17 protein-coding genes are annotated in these 16,091 nt (G+C 64.1%); 3 read left to right on the top strand and 14 right to left on the bottom strand.

What is annotated here, in order from left to right:
* From AB7C87_RS04100 to mce, 3 genes are all read right to left on the bottom strand, one after another.
* Positions 1-957 carry an ABC transporter permease gene (locus AB7C87_RS04100; protein WP_369728121.1) on the bottom strand — a complete coding sequence of 319 codons (957 nt, stop codon included), beginning with the start codon at positions 955-957 and terminating at the stop codon, positions 1-3.
* A 16-nt stretch (positions 958-973) separates the two neighbouring features.
* Positions 974-3,043, bottom strand: a complete 2,070-nt coding sequence (locus AB7C87_RS04095) for an ABC transporter substrate-binding protein (protein WP_369728120.1) — start codon at positions 3,041-3,043, stop codon at positions 974-976.
* 334 nt (positions 3,044-3,377) lie between these two features.
* Positions 3,378-3,761 (bottom strand): methylmalonyl-CoA epimerase, encoded by a 384-nt coding sequence (gene mce, locus AB7C87_RS04090; protein WP_369728119.1) that lies wholly within the window; start codon positions 3,759-3,761, stop codon positions 3,378-3,380.
* Positions 3,762-3,884: 123 nt separating this feature from the next.
* On the opposite strand from mce, the gene AB7C87_RS04085 reads away from it, so the two are divergent.
* Complete coding sequence (locus AB7C87_RS04085; RefSeq protein WP_369728118.1) at positions 3,885-4,199, top strand: YbjQ family protein; 315 nt, start codon at positions 3,885-3,887, stop codon at positions 4,197-4,199.
* A gap of 29 nt (positions 4,200-4,228) precedes the next feature.
* Here AB7C87_RS04085 and AB7C87_RS04080 read toward each other — a convergent pair whose 3' ends face one another.
* The 3 genes from AB7C87_RS04080 to AB7C87_RS04070 all read right to left on the bottom strand — a co-directional run bounded on the left by AB7C87_RS04080 (position 4,229) and on the right by AB7C87_RS04070 (position 7,527).
* The gene (locus tag AB7C87_RS04080) at positions 4,229-5,098 is read right to left on the bottom strand and encodes an aldo/keto reductase (RefSeq protein ID WP_369728117.1); all 870 of its coding nucleotides are present in this window, start codon (positions 5,096-5,098) and stop codon (positions 4,229-4,231) included.
* A 34-nt stretch (positions 5,099-5,132) separates the two neighbouring features.
* Positions 5,133-6,815, bottom strand: a complete 1,683-nt coding sequence (locus AB7C87_RS04075; RefSeq protein WP_369728116.1) for an acyl-CoA mutase large subunit family protein — start codon at positions 6,813-6,815, stop codon at positions 5,133-5,135.
* Between the two features lie 109 nt (positions 6,816-6,924).
* Positions 6,925-7,527 (bottom strand): GNAT family N-acetyltransferase, encoded by a 603-nt coding sequence (locus AB7C87_RS04070; protein WP_369728115.1) that lies wholly within the window; start codon positions 7,525-7,527, stop codon positions 6,925-6,927.
* Positions 7,528-7,882: 355 nt separating this feature from the next.
* Between AB7C87_RS04070 and AB7C87_RS04065 the strand changes: the two genes are divergently transcribed.
* On the top strand, positions 7,883-8,032 hold the full coding sequence (locus AB7C87_RS04065) for a DUF2080 family transposase-associated protein (RefSeq protein ID WP_369728114.1): 150 nt from the start codon (positions 7,883-7,885) through the stop codon (positions 8,030-8,032).
* Positions 8,033-8,035: 3 nt separating this feature from the next.
* Positions 8,036-9,268, top strand: a complete 1,233-nt coding sequence (locus AB7C87_RS04060) for an RNA-guided endonuclease InsQ/TnpB family protein (protein ID WP_369728113.1) — start codon at positions 8,036-8,038, stop codon at positions 9,266-9,268.
* 134 nt (positions 9,269-9,402) lie between these two features.
* Here the strand turns inward: AB7C87_RS04060 and AB7C87_RS04055 are convergent, their stop codons facing one another.
* The 8 genes from AB7C87_RS04055 to AB7C87_RS04020 form a co-directional block, all read right to left on the bottom strand.
* A complete protein-coding gene (locus AB7C87_RS04055) occupies positions 9,403-10,323 on the bottom strand; it encodes a DUF7983 family protein (protein ID WP_369728112.1) in 921 nt (306 codons plus the stop codon).
* Positions 10,324-10,449: 126 nt separating this feature from the next.
* Positions 10,450-10,893, bottom strand: a complete 444-nt coding sequence (locus tag AB7C87_RS04050) for a sensory rhodopsin transducer (RefSeq protein WP_369728111.1) — start codon at positions 10,891-10,893, stop codon at positions 10,450-10,452.
* The gene (locus AB7C87_RS04045; RefSeq protein WP_369728110.1) at positions 10,886-12,142 is read right to left on the bottom strand and encodes a D-arabinono-1,4-lactone oxidase; all 1,257 of its coding nucleotides are present in this window, start codon (positions 12,140-12,142) and stop codon (positions 10,886-10,888) included. The genes AB7C87_RS04050 and AB7C87_RS04045 overlap by 8 nt, the downstream gene beginning before the upstream one ends.
* On the bottom strand, positions 12,139-12,519 hold the full coding sequence (locus AB7C87_RS04040; protein ID WP_369728109.1) for a sensory rhodopsin transducer: 381 nt from the start codon (positions 12,517-12,519) through the stop codon (positions 12,139-12,141). The genes AB7C87_RS04045 and AB7C87_RS04040 overlap by 4 nt, the downstream gene beginning before the upstream one ends.
* Positions 12,520-12,653: 134 nt before the next feature.
* Entirely contained in the window at positions 12,654-13,319 is a 666-nt protein-coding gene (locus tag AB7C87_RS04035; RefSeq protein ID WP_369728108.1) for an HAD family hydrolase, read from the bottom strand.
* Positions 13,320-13,508: 189 nt separating this feature from the next.
* The gene (locus tag AB7C87_RS04030; RefSeq protein ID WP_369728107.1) at positions 13,509-14,093 is read right to left on the bottom strand and encodes an NAD(P)/FAD-dependent oxidoreductase; all 585 of its coding nucleotides are present in this window, start codon (positions 14,091-14,093) and stop codon (positions 13,509-13,511) included.
* Between the two features lie 183 nt (positions 14,094-14,276).
* A complete protein-coding gene (locus AB7C87_RS04025; RefSeq protein ID WP_369728106.1) occupies positions 14,277-15,053 on the bottom strand; it encodes a hypothetical protein in 777 nt (258 codons plus the stop codon).
* Positions 15,054-15,303: 250 nt separating this feature from the next.
* Positions 15,304-15,897, bottom strand: coding sequence for a DJ-1/PfpI family protein (locus tag AB7C87_RS04020; RefSeq protein WP_369728105.1), 594 nt, complete (start codon positions 15,895-15,897; stop codon positions 15,304-15,306).
* Between the last annotated feature and the right edge of the window lie 194 nt (positions 15,898-16,091).

Below are 16,091 nucleotides of genomic sequence, written 5' to 3'. Positions count from 1 at the left end.
TCAGTACTCGTCTCTGATTCGTGGGTCGAGGATCGCGTAGACGATGTCCGCAAGCAGGTTCGCGAGGATGATCGCCGCGCCGGTGAGCAGGGTGATCCCCATGATGAGGTTCACCTCTCGGACGTAGATCGCTTCGACGAACAGGTGGCCGAGCCCGGGCCAGCCGAAGACGACTTCGACGACGACCGCCCCGGCGACGATGTTGGCCGTGAGGAACGCGGCGACCGTCACGACCGAGATCAGCGAGTTGCGAAGCACGTGTTTGAGGAGGACGGTCCGCTCGGGGAGTCCCTTCGCCCGTGCGGCCGTGACGTACTCCTTGCCCAGTTCCTCGGCCATCGACGTTCGCATGATCCGCATGACGTTCGCGGAGGCGGCCGTTCCGATGGTAACGCCTGGAAGGATCAACCACCAGAGCATCGACCGGGAGAGCAACGGCTCCTGTGGATTCAACACCGGCCAGAGGTCGATCTGGACGGCGAAGATGGCGATCAACATCAGCCCCAGCCAGAAGTTCGGAATCGAGATGCCGGCGAGGGCGACGAAGCGGCTGGCATCGTCGGCGACCTGACCTCGTTTCGCGGCGGCGTAGATCCCCGCGGGGATCGCGATGAGGAGTGCGAACAGCCAGCCGAAGACGCCGAGCGCGATCGTCTCCGGAAGCCGACCCCAAATGAGTTCGCCGGCGTCACCTCCCATTGTATAGACCTCGCCGAAATCGCCACGTAAAACGTCCGTCAACCAGTCGACGTACTGGATGTAAACCGGACGGTCGAACCCCAGTTCGCGACGGAGCTGTTCCTCCTGGCCCGGTTGCACGTCGGGATTCAGTCCGATGAGGAGGTCCACCACGTCCGTCGGCGTGAGGTGAACCAGCGAGAACGTGATGATCGAAACGCCGAACAGTACCGGGATCGAGACGAGCAGGCGGTGGACGATAAAGCGTCGAAGACCCATAGCTGGTACGAACCGGTCACTCGGCCCGATCGAGCCACGTGAGCTGTTCGTCGTACGGCGCGTGAAGCGACCACTCCACGTGCTGGCGGCGGTCGACGTACACGTTGAACCCCTCGACGTCGGGTCCCGCGACGGCCGTCTCGAGTGAGAAGTCCACCATCGTCGTCGCGGACTCCTCGACGATCGTCGGCCAGATCTCGTCGTACATCTCGCGGCGGGTGTCGTCGTCCTCGGCGGCGTCAACGGAGAACCGACAGGCCCGGTAGTCGTCCATCCAGTCGAACGTCCCCGCCGGGAAGAACCAGTTGCAACAGATGTTGTGGTTGTCGGGGTCGTGTATGGCTTCGTTGTAGCCGTGGGGCTCCCAGGTGCCCGCCAGACCGATCACGGTCGCGGCGTTTCGCTCCGAGTAATCGAAGCGCGAACCGTCGACCTCGAGCATCGTCACCGTCCAGTCTCCGATGTCGGCGGGCGTCTCCATCGTGGCGTCGAACAGCCCGCTCGCGTTCAACTCGTCGACGATGAGCGTCACCTTGTCCTGTCTGGTCTCGTCGTCCGCGTTCGTCTCGATGACGATGTCGATCGGCGCCTCGAGCGGGCTCTCTTCGATCATCTCTTCGGCCGCCTCGTGGTCGGGATCTGCCGGCAACGCCCAGTCGGACTCGGTGAGTTCCTCGTAGGTTCCCTGCGTGGCGAGTGCCGAAGGGGGCTCCGGGATCGGAACCAGGCCGGGTTCGCCCCACCCGGCGTCGACGACGTCGACGATCTGCTGGCGAGGAATCAGGTTGGCGACGGCCTGTCGGACCTCCTGGTTCGCGAAGGCCCCACCCGTGTCCGTCTCCTCCATCGGGAACGTCATGAACTTGAACCCCGTCGCCGGCTGGGAGTCGACGGTGAAATCCGGATTGTCGTCGAACGCATCCCGCTCGACGGCCGGGAGTTCGTACGCGAGATCAACCGAGCCGTCCTGGAGACCGGCGACGCGGGTCCCCTCCTCGGGAACGAAGCGGACGTTGATCTCGTCGATGACCGGCGCTTCGGGGAAGTCCTCGGGGCCGTCCCACCACTCCTTGCCGTCGAGGCCGACCTCTTCGAGCCAGTAGTTGTCCATTCGCTCGAGTAGTACCTGTTCTCCCTCGTCGTACTCGACGATCTCGTACGGTCCCGTTCCGACCCACTCTTCGGGCTCGAGTTCTCCCGGCGGAACGTCGTGTTGATCCTCGGGGAAGATCGTCACCGGCGCCTCGAGTTCGGCCCCGGCGTCCGGAAGCTGGTGGTACAGCTCGAACTCGTAGCCGTTCTCGCCCTCCGGCGCGTCGGCATGGAGGAAGGCGTCGACGACCTGCCCGTGGAGCATGCTGTCGACGTGGCGGTCGTAGGATCCGATCAGGTCGCCGGCCGTCAGCTCCGTCCCGTCGTGGAACTCGATTCCCTCGTGGAATCGACCGCGGAGGTGCGTTCCGTAGACGCCGTCTTCGACGGCTTCCCCGGCTTCTTCCCGCGTCAGCGCGCGAACGGAGTCTCCGGCTTCGAGCTCGCCCTCGGCGACCGCGGCCATGTCCTCGGGATGATGGATCAACACCGTGTTCGGCCAGTCGACCTCCTCGAGGGCGGGCTCGAACTCGCCGGTGTCTTCGTCCTCCTCGACGTCTTCGATCTCGAGTTCCCGCATGTACGGTTCGTAGTCCAGTTCGTCGACGTCCTGTGCTTCGACCAGTTCGTACTCCTCGGCCATCCAGTTGTGTAACTCGCCCTCGAGGGACATCTCGTAGACGTCGTCGTAGATGGCGTTGTAGATGATCGAATCGTCGGCGAGCGTCGACATGACGTAGTCGACGTGATCCATTCCAGGACGTTCGATCGCTAGCTCCAGCCGGCCACCGTCCTGTACGTCCTCGAGTGCGGCGTCGTCCTCGTCGTCCTGTGTCCCTTCGTCGTCTTCGATCGTCTCGTCGTCGTCCTCTTCGTCTTCCCCAGCACAACCGGCACCGGCGGCGATACCTGTCGCTGCGATTCCCTGAAGGAGACGACGGCGGTCGATCGTCGCCGCCTCCGATTTACGTCGATCGGTAGCTGATGAACTCATGGTCCAGACCCTTTGCCCCGTGTTGTCTTTTCTCAAACACGCAACGTCCGATGTATATGTTGCCACGATCAAAAAGTATTTATTAGGAATTCTTGTTTTTCAACATTCCGTATAATTGTCCAATTCAACAACAGTAATAACCGAAGCTATTTGGCGACTACTCACAATACCGGGATAGAATCGGCGTCAGAACGTCGGTTCTGCCCGAGAACTCGGACTAGGTGGACACTGGGTTTCAGTGGCTACTATCGTTTCGTCCGGATGGCTGTAACTGGTTATCGGCGAAACGACGACCCGTTCGGGTTTCGCCGGTATCGACTTTCAGCAGTCCGTATCAGTGTTCGACGAACTCGAGCAAGATACCGCCCGTATCGCGGGGATGTAAGAACGCGACCGAGTGACCCCAGGCGCCCGGTCGCGGCTCCTCGTCGACGAGGGCGACGCCATGTTCGCGAGTGCGCTCGAGGGCGGCCTCGACGTCGTCGGTCGCCAGCGCGAGGTGGTGGATGCCCGACCCCTGCTCTTCGAGATACCGTGCGATCGTCCCCTCCTCGAGGGGCTCGAGCAACTCGAAGTAGCCGTTCCCACAGTCCAGAAAGACGACCCGCATGCCGTCGAACTCCTCTTCGTGGGCGATCTCGAGACCAAACAGGGTTCCGTACAGCTCGGCGAGTTCCGTCGCGTCGTCCGTCGCGATGCCGGCGTGATCGAAGTGCATATCTGACGTTGATCGGGCCGGATCAAATACCGTCGGGGTCGGGACGGCTGGCGGGCCCGGCTTCGTGATCGTCGACACCTGTCACAGAAAACATATGAGGGTCCAGTGTACAAAACCTGTGAGATGTACATCACGAATACGGAAACCGTCCCGGACGGTGAAATCGTCGACGTACTCGGAATCGCACGCGGAAACACGGTCGAAGCGAAAAACGCTGGCCAGGACTTCACGCAGGGGATCCGAAATATCTTCGGCGGCGAACTCAAGGCGTACTCGGATCTCCTCTCGAAAGCCCGTGACGAAGCTATCACACGTATGGAAGATCACACCGAGGAGATGGGTGCCGACGCCGTCGTCAACGTCCGCCTCGAGACCTCACAGATCACCGACGGCGGCTCGGAAGTGATGGCCTACGGGACGGCGGTCCGTCTTCGGTGATGACGCGCCGACGGGCGCGATCGTATCGATCATTCGAGGCCAAGTCTGTCGACCAGTCGGGTCCACAGGCCCCCGCTGACCTCGGAGACCGCGTCCATCTCGTCGTCGGTCAGTTCGAAGTCGAAGACGGCCGCGTTCGCCTCGATGTGCTCGCGACTCGAGGCCTTGGGGATCGCCGAGACCGACGGCTGTTGGACGAGCCAGCGTAACGCAACCTGCACCGCCGACTTGTCGTACGGTTCGCCGATATCGGCCAGCTGGTCGTCACCGGCGACCGCCCCCTCCGCGAGTGGGCTGTACGCCGTCAGGCAGACGTCGTGGTCGACGCAGTACTCGAGCAGATCGTCCTGACGATGGTAGGGGTGACAGTTCACCTGGTTCGCGACGATCGGCACGTCCGATACCTCGATCGCTCGCTCGAGTTGATCGGCCGAGAAGTTGCTCACGCCGACGTGAGAAACCGCTCCGTCGTTCTGAAGGTCGCTCATCGCACCCAGCGTCTCCTCGAGCGGGGCGTGATCGCTCGGCGCGTGGAGTAAGAGCAGGTCCACCGTTGACAGTCCGAGACGGTCGAGGCTCTCCCCCGTCGACTCGAGAACGTCGTCGGCTGCCGCGTTGCTTGGGTGGACTTTCGTGACGACGAAGACGTCCTCGCGAGCGACGTCGCTCGCCTCGAGCGCGTCGCCGACGGCCGCCTCGTTGTCGTACATCTGTGCGGTGTCGACGTGGCGGTAGCCGACATCGAGAGCCGTTTCGACCGCGTGTCGACACTCGTCGCCCGTCATCCGCGCGGTACCGAAGCCGAGGCGGGGAATCTCGGCGTCGCCTGCAGTTACCGGATCGATCGGAAACTCGGAGGTCACGGGTCGACCGTCGTCGCCTCGAGTCTTCAAGCCCATGCTGGAGCACGTCGGTTCGCGCCTGAGCCCGATCTCAGATCGCGGTTCCGGGCTGGTACTCGCCGAACTCCTCGCGGAGGACGGTACAGATCTCGCCGACCGTCGCGTACGCCTTCACGGCGTCGATGATCGCGGGCATCAGGTTCTCTTCGCCGCGAGCGTCCTCTCGAAGGGCCTCGAGGGTCGCCTCCACGGCTTCGTCGTCGCGCTCCTCGCGAACGGACTCGAGGTGGTCGATCTGGCGTTGCTGGTCTTCCTCGGTGACTTCCTGGACGTCCATCTCGGGCTCTTCGTCGACCTCGAACTCGTTGACGCCGACGATGATCCGCTCGCCCGATTCGATCTCCTTCTGGCGGTCGAACGCCGTATCCTGGATCTGGCGCTGGACCCACTGCTGATCGGCGGCCTCGAGCATGCCGCCGCGGTCGTCGACCGCCTCGAGGATGTCGTAGGCTTCGTCCTCGACGTCGTCGGTAAGCGACTCGACGTAGTAGCTTCCGGCGAGCGGGTCGACCGTGTCGGCGGCGCCGGATTCGTGGGCGAGAATCTGCTGGGTTCGGAGCGCGGTTCGAACCGACTGCTCGGTCGGGAGCGCGAGTGCCTCGTCCTTGCCGTTGGTGTGGAGACTCTGGGTGCCACCCAACACGGCCGCAAGCGCCTGGTAGGCGACGCGGACGACGTTGTTCTCGATCTGCTGGGCGGTCAGCATCGAGCCCGCAGTCTGGGTGTGGAACTTCAGTTGCTTCGATTTGGGGTTTTGCGCGTCGAACCGTTCTTCCATGATGTCGTGCCACATCCGTCTGGCGGCACGGAACTTCGCGACCTCTTCGAAGATGTTGTTGTGACCGTTGAAGAAAAACGAAAGCTGTGGCGCGAACTCGTCGACGTCGAGTCCGGCGTCGATCGCCGCCTCGACGTACTCGATCCCGTTGCCAAGGGTGAATGCGAGTTCCTGGGCCGCGGTCGAACCGGCCTCGCGGATGTGATACCCGGAGATCGAGATCGTGTTGAACTTCGGCGTCTCCGCGGCACAGAACTCGAAGATGTCGGTGATGATCCGCATCGACGGCTCCGGCGGATAGATGTAGGTGTTGCGCGCGATGTACTCCTTTAAGAGGTCGTTCTGGATCGTCCCGCGCAACTGCTCGCGGTCGACGCCCTGCCGGTCACCGACCGCGATATACATCGCGAGCAACACGGACGCGGGCGCGTTGATCGTCATCGACGTCGACACCTCGTCGAGGGGAATGCCGTCGAAGACGGTCTCCATATCAGAGAGCGAATCGATCGCGACGCCGGCTTTACCGACTTCACCGGCGGCCATCTCGTCGTCCGAGTCGTAGCCCATCTGCGTCGGCAGGTCGAACGCCATCGAGAGGCCGGTCTGGCCCTGGTCGAGCAGGTAGTGATAGCGCTCGTTCGTGTCCTCGGGCGTCGAGAAGCCGGCGTACTGGCGCATCGTCCACAGTCGACCGCGATAGCCCGTCGAGTAGACGCCGCGGGTGTACGGCGCCTCGCCGGGATAACCGAGGTCGTCCCGGTAATCGACGTCGGCGACGTCCGAAGGCGTATACAGCCGATCGACTTCCTGGCCCCCCGTGTCCGTGGTGAACGTCTCGTTTCGCTCGCCGAACCGGTCGGTCACCGGTTCGACGGACTCCTCGTGCCACTGCTCGTGACCCGCGCGGATCTCCTCCAGTTCGTCGGGGTCGAACATTGTCGGTACGGAGGGGATGGCAGGGCTTGAAGGTTGGCGAAGCGCCCGTGCGACGGGATTTGCTCTCGAGCGGGTGATACGCCACTCGTACGGAGTGTTGTGGTCCGCCTCAGCGGCCGGTATCGTACTTGTAGGTCGCCGATTCGGAATCGATGCCGAAGTCCTCGGCCGCCTCGTCGCTCGAGGCTTCGTCGCGACCGTCGGGTGCCCGCTTGAACGCCTCTCGAAGCCGTTCGGGCATACGGAACTCAGCGACGTCGATCGCGAGCGGTTTCGCGTTGGGATCGACGCCGTCTCGTTTCTCCTCGAGGCGCTCTCGAAGCGGTTTCGGCAGTTTCGATTCGTCGATCCGCCGAAAGCCAAACTGCGCGAGGTAGCCTCCCTCGCCCGTCAGCGTGTAGACGGTCTCGAACCCCTCGTCGCTCGCGTACTCGAGCAGACGCTCGACGACGTGGGCGCCGACGCCCTGGCCGCGCCACCCCTCGAGGACGCCGATACTGGTCAGTTCACAGACCTCGCGGTCTTCGTCGGCGTCCGAGTCGGGGTCGAACTTGTGGACGCGGATACGACCGAAGCCGGCCTTCTCGCCGGAGTTCTCGTCGATCGCGACGACGTAATCGCGCGAGCGGAACGCCGTGTCGTCGAGCCCCATCGACTCGATGTGGTCGAGCAACCAGACCTCCTCTCTGTTTTTCGCGTCCCGCACGTACATACTTCGACGTAGGGGACGTGTGGGCAAAAGGGTTTGCGGGTCGCCTGCACGGTGGCGTCGCCGACGGGCGTCGCGTCCGTCGATTCCCGACCCGTCGAGAACGTCGTTCGTTTCGATTCGGGGCGTTCGTCCTCCACTTACCAGGAAATAGGCGCTAATGCCCCTTCCTCAGCGAGTGCCGAAGGCGCGAGCAGGGAGGGGATACAGCGCCCCCAGAAATCGGAGATTTCTGGTGTGCGAACGAGACGCGAAGCGTCTCGTCAACGCCGCTCGTGTTTTTTGGACTGTTCTACAGCAGGTGCGCAGGCCCACGCTACCGGCAGCTTTATGTTTCTACGTAGTTTAAACATTGGTAATGGATCGGTACGAGGTCGAAGGACACGAAGTCCACGAAGCCGAAGTCAAACCAACCGGAAACGGTGCTCACGTACTCGTTCCCAAGCGATGGCGAGGTGCCACTGTCAAAGTCGTCCGCGTGACCGATCCAAACGACGAAGACGAGTAAACCATGCGATACAACTACAGGTATCGGCTCAAGCCGACCGACGAACTCCACGAGCGGTTAGCGTGGACTGTCGATACCTGCCGACAGGTCTACAACCACTTTCTGCACCGGCTCAACCGAAAGGACGACACATCGGCCTACTCCGAGCAGTCGGTGCTCCCCGACCTCAAGGACTGGTGGACCGACCTGAAACAAATCCATTCGAAGGTGCTGCAGAAGGTCGTGCAGCGCTTGTACGACAATCTCTCGACGCTGAAAGCGCGGAAGGACAACGGATACCGCGTCGGCGAACTCAAGTGGAAGGCCCCGCAGGAATACCGCTCGATCAAGTACAGTCAAACCGGCTTCGAACTCAACAACACGAGTGGCCGTACTGTGCTTTCTCTTTCCAAAATTGGCGATATTCCGATGGTCTACCACCGCGACATTCCCGACGACGCTACGATCAAAGAGGTCGTCGTCAAGCAGGAACCGACCGGCGAGTGGTTCGCCGTGCTCGGGATCGAAACCGAAGACGATGCACCGTCGAAACCGGATACGCTCGAGAAGTGCGTCGGGATCGATGTGGGTATCCTGAAGTACGCTCACGACACCGACGGAACAGCCATCAAACGCCCCGACTTGTCCGACGAACGCGACCGGCTCGAACGCGAGCAACGGAAACTCTCACGCAAAGAGCACGGATCGGCGAACTACCGCAAGCAACAGCGTTCCGTCGCCAAACGTCACGCCGATCTGCAACGGAAACGTCGGGACTTCTTGCACAAGCTCTCGAACCACTACGCTCGAGAGTACGACCTTGTGGCCGTCGAAGACCTCGACGCCAAGGGGTTGATGGAACTCCCGTCGAACAGCCGCAACCGTGCCGGGGCGGCGTGGGGAACGTTTCTGCGGATGCTCGAATACAAGTGCGAACGCGAAGGCACGCACTTCGTTGCTGTCGATCCGGCCGGAACGACCAAAGAGTGCGCGGCCTGCGGTGTCGAGACCGACAAGCCGCTGTGGGTCCGCGAACACTCCTGCCCATCGTGCGGGTTCACCGCCGATCGGGACTGGAACGCGGCCTACAACATCTTGGTACGTGGACTGAAGCAAGTAGGGACGGGCTGTCCCGAATCAACGCCTGCGGAGACTGCGCTCCCTACGGGGACCGGTTCGGTTCCTGCAAAGCGCGTCGTGGAAACAGGAAGCCCCATCTGCTCACGGGCGCGAAGCGCCCGTTCGCATGGTCCGTGAGACCGTCGGTCTCACGCTACCCTCAAGGAGCGAACGGCGCGAGCCGTGAGCGAGTAGGGTGGGGAGGAAGTCACTACTGCGACGTGACGCCCGCGATCCGAAAAGCCGGTGTTGGTGTCGGAACTATCTCGTTTTCAGGCCGACAGCGCCTCCTCGAGCCGGTCCTCGATCTCGTCTAACTCTGCTCGAAGCGCCGTTCCTTCGGCCCCCTCGAGTTCGTCGATCCGGTCGGCGATTCCCTGCAGTCGGGAGTACTTCTCGTCCTCGTCGATGCCGGTCTTCTGGACGTAGACGCTCTCGTCGACGTCGTACACCTCATCGGCGGGGAGGTCGGTCACCGAGACGACGACGTCGAGTTTCTCCGGATCGACGCCGAGGACCCACTCGCGGGGGATGTCGCGCTCGTCGAGGACGTCGAACACCGCCTCGTCGTCGGTCGGTCGGCGCCGCTCCCGGACCGTCCGCCGGACGGTGCCGTACCGGCCGTGAAGCTCCTGGTTCGGTCCCAGTCGCTCGAGCAACTGGTCTCGAACGGATCGGCGAAGCCGGTCTGTGCCTCGCTCGACGTCCGACGCGAGGACGTACAGGTCGGTCAACGTTCCTGTCTCGAGCGACGGGAACTCCCGGTCGTCGATCCGCTCGAGGAACGCGGCGAGCAACAGCGCGTCGTCGTGGACGCGTTCGGGCGGGGTTCGCGCCTCCGCGGCGGAAACCAGAAACGGGCTCTCCCCCACAACGGCGTCGTCGTCGGCGACGATTTCGTCGTCGGTCGCGGCGAACGATCCCGAGAGCGTGGCGATCACGGCGTACGGTTCGATACCGGGCTGGAGGTCCTCGACCGCGACGCTGTTTCCCTCGAGTTGATCGACGAGGACGTCGAACTGCTCGCGCCAGAGCGGGCGCTCCTCGCCGCTGTCGGCGAATCGCACGACGATGCGATCGTCGTTCGTATCGATAGGCTCGAACCGTCGTCCAGAAACCGGCGTCTCGAGTTCCGCTCCCGACTCGAGTTCCTCGCAGGCGCTGCGGAGGTCGGTCCAGCGTTCGTGGTCCATGTGACGGCTTCCACCACTCGAGGGCAAAAACCGGCGGCAGGCACTCGCCGATTCCGATCGGCGACGAACCGGTGCCTTACTGCGCGGCGACGAATGGGGACCTTCACGCGGCGACGAGCGGTAGTCTTAGCGCCCGTCGTCGCCGTAGGCGATCGTCGACAGCGTCGCGTTTTCTGCCCGCCGAGTGTCCTGGCGCGTCGCCTGGACGACGACCGGGACGTTGGACTCGAGGGCGAACCCGTACTCCCGGCCCAGCGGCGGCGCGTAGGGGTCGATCAGGTCGTTGATCCTGACGTGACGAACCCGCTCGGGGGCGACCGCGAGCAGGTACGGCCCCGCCTCGCGCCCGTCCGCGTAGTGGAGCGTGATCTCGAGGCGGGCCATCTTGCCGCCGGCGTTGAGTACGCACAGCTTCTCGTGGCTCACCATCTCCGGCTCCGAGCCCGTGCTCTCGACGGGGACGTGGCCGCCGGGGAACGTCCACTCCGTGCGGCCGATCGGCTCGCTCGAGCCACCGTCGGTCGCGGCCCGCCGTTCGTCGGCGTCGTCCTCGCGGCTCCGGTCATCCATCGTCGTCTCTCCGGAAGTCGCCGCGATCGATCGACTCGTCCTCGAGTAACGCCTCGAGGTAGTCGTTCAAGAAGACGCCGTCGGGATCCAGTTCGCGGCGAATCTCCTGGAAGCGGTCCCACTCGGGGTAGCGCTCGGCGAGTTCGCCGGCCCGCAAGCTGTGTTTTTTCCCCCAATGGGGTCGACCGTCGTAGCCGAGGAAGATTTCCTCGATGTCGGCGAAGTAGTCCCGAAACTCGAGTTCGGCGTTTTGCAACAGCGAGATGGTGACGGTCTCGCGGCCGTACTCGTTCGAGAGCATGGTGTCGTCGGCGGCGACGGTCCGAAAGAGCACCCGCCAGCCGACGTCGCCGCGCCACTCCTCGCGGATTCGATCGCGCACCTCGAGGAAACACTCCGTGCCGACGTCGGCGGGGACGGCGTACTCCATCTCGTCGTAGAGCCGTCCCAGCGCGTTGTGCTGGGGGATGATCTCCTGCCACCAGTCGGTCTCGCGCGTGACGAGCGTGGCGTACTCGAGGTCGGCGTGGGGCGTTCCGCCGCCGGGGGCGTTGAGCAGTCGGAGTTTCACCTCGTCCGAGCGGGGGTACCAGTAGAAGTCGAAGTTTCGATTTTCCGTGGTCAGGTCGTCGACGTGCTCCCAGCAGTCCTCGACGGTAGTACAGTACTCCCGGCGCTCGAGTTTGTACGCGGTCTGGAGGTCCAGACGCATCTCGGTGAAGATGCCGAGTGCGCCCAGCGAGACGCGGGCGGCGCTGAGCAACTCGGGGTCGTCCTCGACGCCGAACTCCCGAACGCTTCCGTCGGCGGTGACCATCCGACCGCCGATGAGCCTGTCCGCGAGGTTCCCGTAGGCCGTCCCGGAGCCGTGCGTTCCCGTCCCGAACGCGCCCGCGACCATCTGCAGGCTCACGTCGCCCAGATTGGGGAAGGCGAGGTCGACCTGCTGGAGTTCTTCACCGGCTTCCTCGAGGGTCGTCCCGCCCGCGAGCGTCGCCTCCGTCGCGTCCCGGTCGTGTGAGACCAGTCCCGAGAGTTCCTCGAGGCTGACGAGGACGTCCTCGCTCTCGACGATCGGCGTCGAGGAGTGGCCGCTGCCGACGACGCGGACCGTCTCGCCGACCTCGGCGGACCGCGAGACGAGTTCCTGCAGTTCCGACTCGCTTTCGGGCGTGGCGATCTCGTCGGGCGAAAATCGCAGGCTTCCCGACCAGTTCGACCACTCCCCGCCCTCCGAATCCGCGGTCATCCCGACTCACCGGTGCCGGGGTAGGCGATCGTACTCAGGAGGGCATTTTCGGCCTGTCTCGAGTCGAGGCGCGTGTGCTGACAGACGACGGGAACGTCGGATTCGACGACGCTCGCGAACGGCGTCCCGGTCGGAATCTCCTCGGGATCCTCGAGGTCGTTGAACCGGACGTGTTTCGTCCGCCCCGCGGGGACCGTCTCCTCGTACGGACCCGCTGGTTCGCGGTCGGTGAAGTAGACCGTAAGCTCGACAGTGGCGTCGCCGTCGGTCGTGTTGAGGATGCAGACGGTCTCGTGGCTGATCATTTCGGGCTCCGGGCCGGTGCTCCCCTCGGGAATGTACCCTTCCGGGATGGCCCAGGTCGTCTTACCGGTCACGGTCGATCACGAACGCTCTCCCACTCACACCGGCGTGAAGCGTTCGCCTGTCTATACAAGTCACTCGACGGTCGGCTTCGAGAGGATCGTGATCGATTCCCTCGAGCGACGCTCGCGACCCGGAGAACCCACGCTCACCGAACGATCGTCGGAAGCGCTGCGAGCGACGTCAATCGATACGTCGGCTCACACTCTGTGGGACGCTCCGCATCCGGTTTCGCCGCGTCCTCCCGCGAGAGCAACGCCGCGTCGATTCCCGCGTTGTGTGCCGCCTGTACGTCGACCGTCCGATCGCCGACGTACAGCGCCGACTCCGCCTCGAGGGCGTCCATGGCATCTTCGATGTTTCGCGGGTCGGGTTTTCGACGGGCTAGCCCATCGGGCGTCAGCCGACAGCCGTAAAACGCGTCGAACAGCGACTCGAGGCCGAACCGCTCGAGTAGCGTCGCGATCACGGTCGGGTGGTTGTCGCTGACGATCCCGAGCGGTCGCTCGAGCGAGCGGACGGCGACGACGTCGTCGTACGCCGATCGAAGCCCCCGCTCGACTTCGGCGATCTGTGCGGCCACCAGTTCTCGGGCGGCCTGCGTACAGAAGTCGTCCGTGTCGATCTCGAGGGCGCGACAGCGAGTCGCGATCGAGTCGAAGTCTCCCCGAAGGATCTCCTGGAACGTCTCGGCGGTCGGGCCGCGACGGCCGAGTTTCTCGTACGCTCGCTCGAGGGCGACGGTCATCCGCCGAGAGGAGGGCGTCTCGACGAGAACGCCGTCGAAATCGAACAGGATCGCGTCATACTGCATCGTTGTGAACGCCTACACGTCCGAGAACTAAAAGTTACACTCATCGGAGACGTTTGGGATGGTGGACAGTCACACGATGCCGGACGAGTCGACCCGCGGTACCCTCGAAGCGGCGGCATTTCTCGACACGTCGCCATCGACGCGATCGCACTGCGTCGGCCAACGACCGCCTCGAGGCGCCCACAGCGACTACTCCGAACCGAGATCCGGGACGTCCGCCGGGGTATCGAAGTCGTGGAAGTGTTCGCCCTTCTCGGTGCTGAGGATCGAAAGCGCCGCCGATCCGCCGTCCCCGGCGGCGATGACGGCCTGCCACTCCTCGGCTCTGACCATCGCTCCCGTTGCAAAGAGATTCTCGACGCTCGTCTCCATGTCGAGGTCGACGTCGACGGTGCCGTCGTCGTCGAACGCGCACTGGAGGTCCTCCGCGATCGATCGGTCCGCGCCCGTCGCGAGGACGAGGTACTCCGCGTCGTACTCGCCGTCGTCGGTTTCGATCCAGAAGCCGCGCTCGCCGCCCTCGTCGGTCGGCTCGACGTCGATCACCTCCTCGCCGACGCGGACGTCCGCGCCCCTGTCGCTGACCTGTCCGCGCGTGAGTTCCACGAACTCGTCGCCGCTAATACTCCGTATTCCGGGGTAGTTGAACAGGTGCGCCTTGTGCATCCACGTCTTGTCGGTGTCGAAGACGACCGTCTCGAGGCCGTTTTTCGCGGTGAACAGCGCCGCGCTCAGACCCGCAGGACCGCCGCCGACGATCGCTACGTCAGGCATGGCGTGGACGTCCACGACGGCCGAGATAAACGTTCGCCACCGACGCGGTCGCGAAAGTTCACGTTCGAAACCGCCGGCTACCCGCCACCAGCCAGTGGGCGTTGGACGTCACAATACAGTGGGTGTTGGGTGTCACGATTCAGTGCGCGCCGGACGTCACGATACAGTGGGCGCCGGCAACGCTCAGAACGAAACCTCGACCGGATCGATCGACCCCGTCTGGGTGTCCGTCGCGCTCGAGACGACGTACTCGCCCCGCGGTTCGCCCTCGACGTCGCCCGAACAGCTCGCGCTCCCGGCGGAAGGACCGTCGGTGCCGGTCAGGACGACCACGCCGTCGGCGAGAAGCGGCGCGATCACGCCCGCCGTGACGACGCGCGGATCCGTGAGCGATTCCCGAATCACGACTCGGTCACCCGTCTCGAGGCCCACCTCATCGACGACCGCGCGTGCGGCCTCGAGGACGTCGCCGTGGCTCACGGTTCGGTCGCCGTCGGTCAGGATCTCGGTATCGGGATCGATCGACAGCGGCGGGAAGGAGGGGTTCTCGCTCCAGAGCCCGGCGTCGAAATGGTGGACTCCCGGCTCGTCGGGGGAGTCACCGTAGCCGACACGCTGAGCGCCCCGCGGAAGGTCGTATCGGCCGGACTCGATGTCCTCTACGGGTGCGACGAGGGCCCGGAACTCGTCGTCCCCCGCGAGATCCGCGGGAGGATCGAACCGGGTCCGGCCCTCGAGTAACGTCGTCCCGAGGAAGGCCAACAGCGCGAGCGGGCCCTCGCCGACGACGCCGACGGTGACGCCCTCGCGGACGCCGGCGTGTCGCAGGAAGTTACCGGCCTTCCAGGATGTCGTACAGAGCCAGTGGACGTCGAACGACCGGCCCGTCGCGTCGATCAGCGCCGTGCGGTCGTCGCGGCGTTCGCGGGCGAGCAGGTCGTCGACTGTCGCGACGGTCATACCTCGAGGTGGTCTCGCGGAACAAAAAACACGCCGACTCGAGTCGGCGTGGACCGGTGAAAACCCGTCGCACGTCGGGTACCGCGCGTCACTCGCCTCGGGTTTCGCCGTCGTACGGTCTGCTGTCAGTCAGTCGGGTGCGACCGTGACCCGGGATCCCATCAGTAACAAAACGTGACGGGCTGTCTCGACCCACGACGGATTGTCTCGATCCACGATGGGTCGTCCCAATCGTCCGCGTCGGACTGTCTCAATCGTCCGCGGCGGCCGGTTCGGCGTGATCGATGTTCGTCCCGAGCACCTCGAGGAACTCGGCGAGCCACTCGGGGTGGTCGGGCCAGGCCTGTCCCGTCACGAGGGTTTCGTCGCGGGTGACGCCGTCGGCCCACTCCGCACCGCCGAGGCGAACGTCGGTCTCGAGTGCCGGGTAGCCGGTACAGGTTCGGCCCTCGAGGACGTCCGCGGCGGCGAGCAACTGAACGCCGTGACACAGCGCCGCGACGGGTTTCTCGGCCTCGAAGAAGTGTTGAACGATCTCGAGGACGTCGTCGTACGTTCGGAGATACTCCGGGGCGCGCCCGCCGGGAATAACGAGCGCGTCGTACTCCGCCGGGTCGACCGCGTCGAAGTCGTGGGTCAGTTCGAAGTTGTGACCCGGCTTTTCGGTGTAGGTCTGATCGCCCTCGAAGTCGTGGATCGCCGTCGGACAGACGTCGCCGGCTTCCTTTTCGGGACACACCGCGTGGACGTCGTGTCCGATCATCTCGAGCGCCTGAAACGGTACCATGACCTCGTAGTCTTCGACGTAATCGCCCGCGAGGAGCAGGATCTGTTGTTCTGCCATCGGAAACACCACGGGTTCGCTCAACGAGGACGGACTTAATTGTATCCCGGTTCACAGGATTCGATCCCCGAGAGATTCACACACCTCGGCCCCAGACGACCGTCTCGTGGGTGCGCATGTGAGGGGTTCGGACCACGACGGCGCCCAGTGATCACGACGGCGCCCGGAAACGAGAGTGCGAGAACCTGAAATTC

Source organism: Natrarchaeobius versutus, assembly GCF_041205745.1.
Taxonomy (GTDB): Archaea; Halobacteriota; Halobacteria; order Halobacteriales; family Natrialbaceae; genus Natrarchaeobius; species Natrarchaeobius versutus.
This window is presented reverse-complemented; position numbering and strand designations above follow the sequence as displayed.

Bases quoted from the DNA above. Each gene is read 5' to 3' on its own strand.
- AB7C87_RS04065 (WP_369728114.1), top strand. From the start codon at position 7,883: ATGGATCGGTACGAGGTCGAAGGACACGAAGTCCACGAAGCCGAAGTC.
- AB7C87_RS04085 (WP_369728118.1), top strand. From the start codon at position 3,885: ATGTACATCACGAATACGGAAACCGTCCCGGACGGTGAAATCGTCGAC.
- AB7C87_RS04050 (WP_369728111.1), bottom strand. From the start codon at position 10,893: ATGGATGACCGGAGCCGCGAGGACGACGCCGACGAACGGCGGGCCGCG.
- AB7C87_RS04025 (WP_369728106.1), bottom strand. From the start codon at position 15,053: ATGACCGTCGCGACAGTCGACGACCTGCTCGCCCGCGAACGCCGCGAC.
- AB7C87_RS04060 (WP_369728113.1), top strand. From the start codon at position 8,036: ATGCGATACAACTACAGGTATCGGCTCAAGCCGACCGACGAACTCCAC.
- AB7C87_RS04070 (WP_369728115.1), bottom strand. From the start codon at position 7,527: ATGTACGTGCGGGACGCGAAAAACAGAGAGGAGGTCTGGTTGCTCGAC.
- AB7C87_RS04075 (WP_369728116.1), bottom strand. From the start codon at position 6,815: ATGTTCGACCCCGACGAACTGGAGGAGATCCGCGCGGGTCACGAGCAG.
- mce (WP_369728119.1), bottom strand. From the start codon at position 3,761: ATGCACTTCGATCACGCCGGCATCGCGACGGACGACGCGACGGAACTC.
- AB7C87_RS04095 (WP_369728120.1), bottom strand. From the start codon at position 3,043: ATGAGTTCATCAGCTACCGATCGACGTAAATCGGAGGCGGCGACGATC.
- AB7C87_RS04045 (WP_369728110.1), bottom strand. From the start codon at position 12,142: ATGACCGCGGATTCGGAGGGCGGGGAGTGGTCGAACTGGTCGGGAAGC.
- AB7C87_RS04020 (WP_369728105.1), bottom strand. From the start codon at position 15,897: ATGGCAGAACAACAGATCCTGCTCCTCGCGGGCGATTACGTCGAAGAC.
- AB7C87_RS04080 (WP_369728117.1), bottom strand. From the start codon at position 5,098: ATGGGCTTGAAGACTCGAGGCGACGACGGTCGACCCGTGACCTCCGAG.
- AB7C87_RS04055 (WP_369728112.1), bottom strand. From the start codon at position 10,323: ATGGACCACGAACGCTGGACCGACCTCCGCAGCGCCTGCGAGGAACTC.
- AB7C87_RS04100 (WP_369728121.1), bottom strand. From the start codon at position 957: ATGGGTCTTCGACGCTTTATCGTCCACCGCCTGCTCGTCTCGATCCCG.
- AB7C87_RS04035 (WP_369728108.1), bottom strand. From the start codon at position 13,319: ATGCAGTATGACGCGATCCTGTTCGATTTCGACGGCGTTCTCGTCGAG.
- AB7C87_RS04030 (WP_369728107.1), bottom strand. From the start codon at position 14,093: ATGCCTGACGTAGCGATCGTCGGCGGCGGTCCTGCGGGTCTGAGCGCG.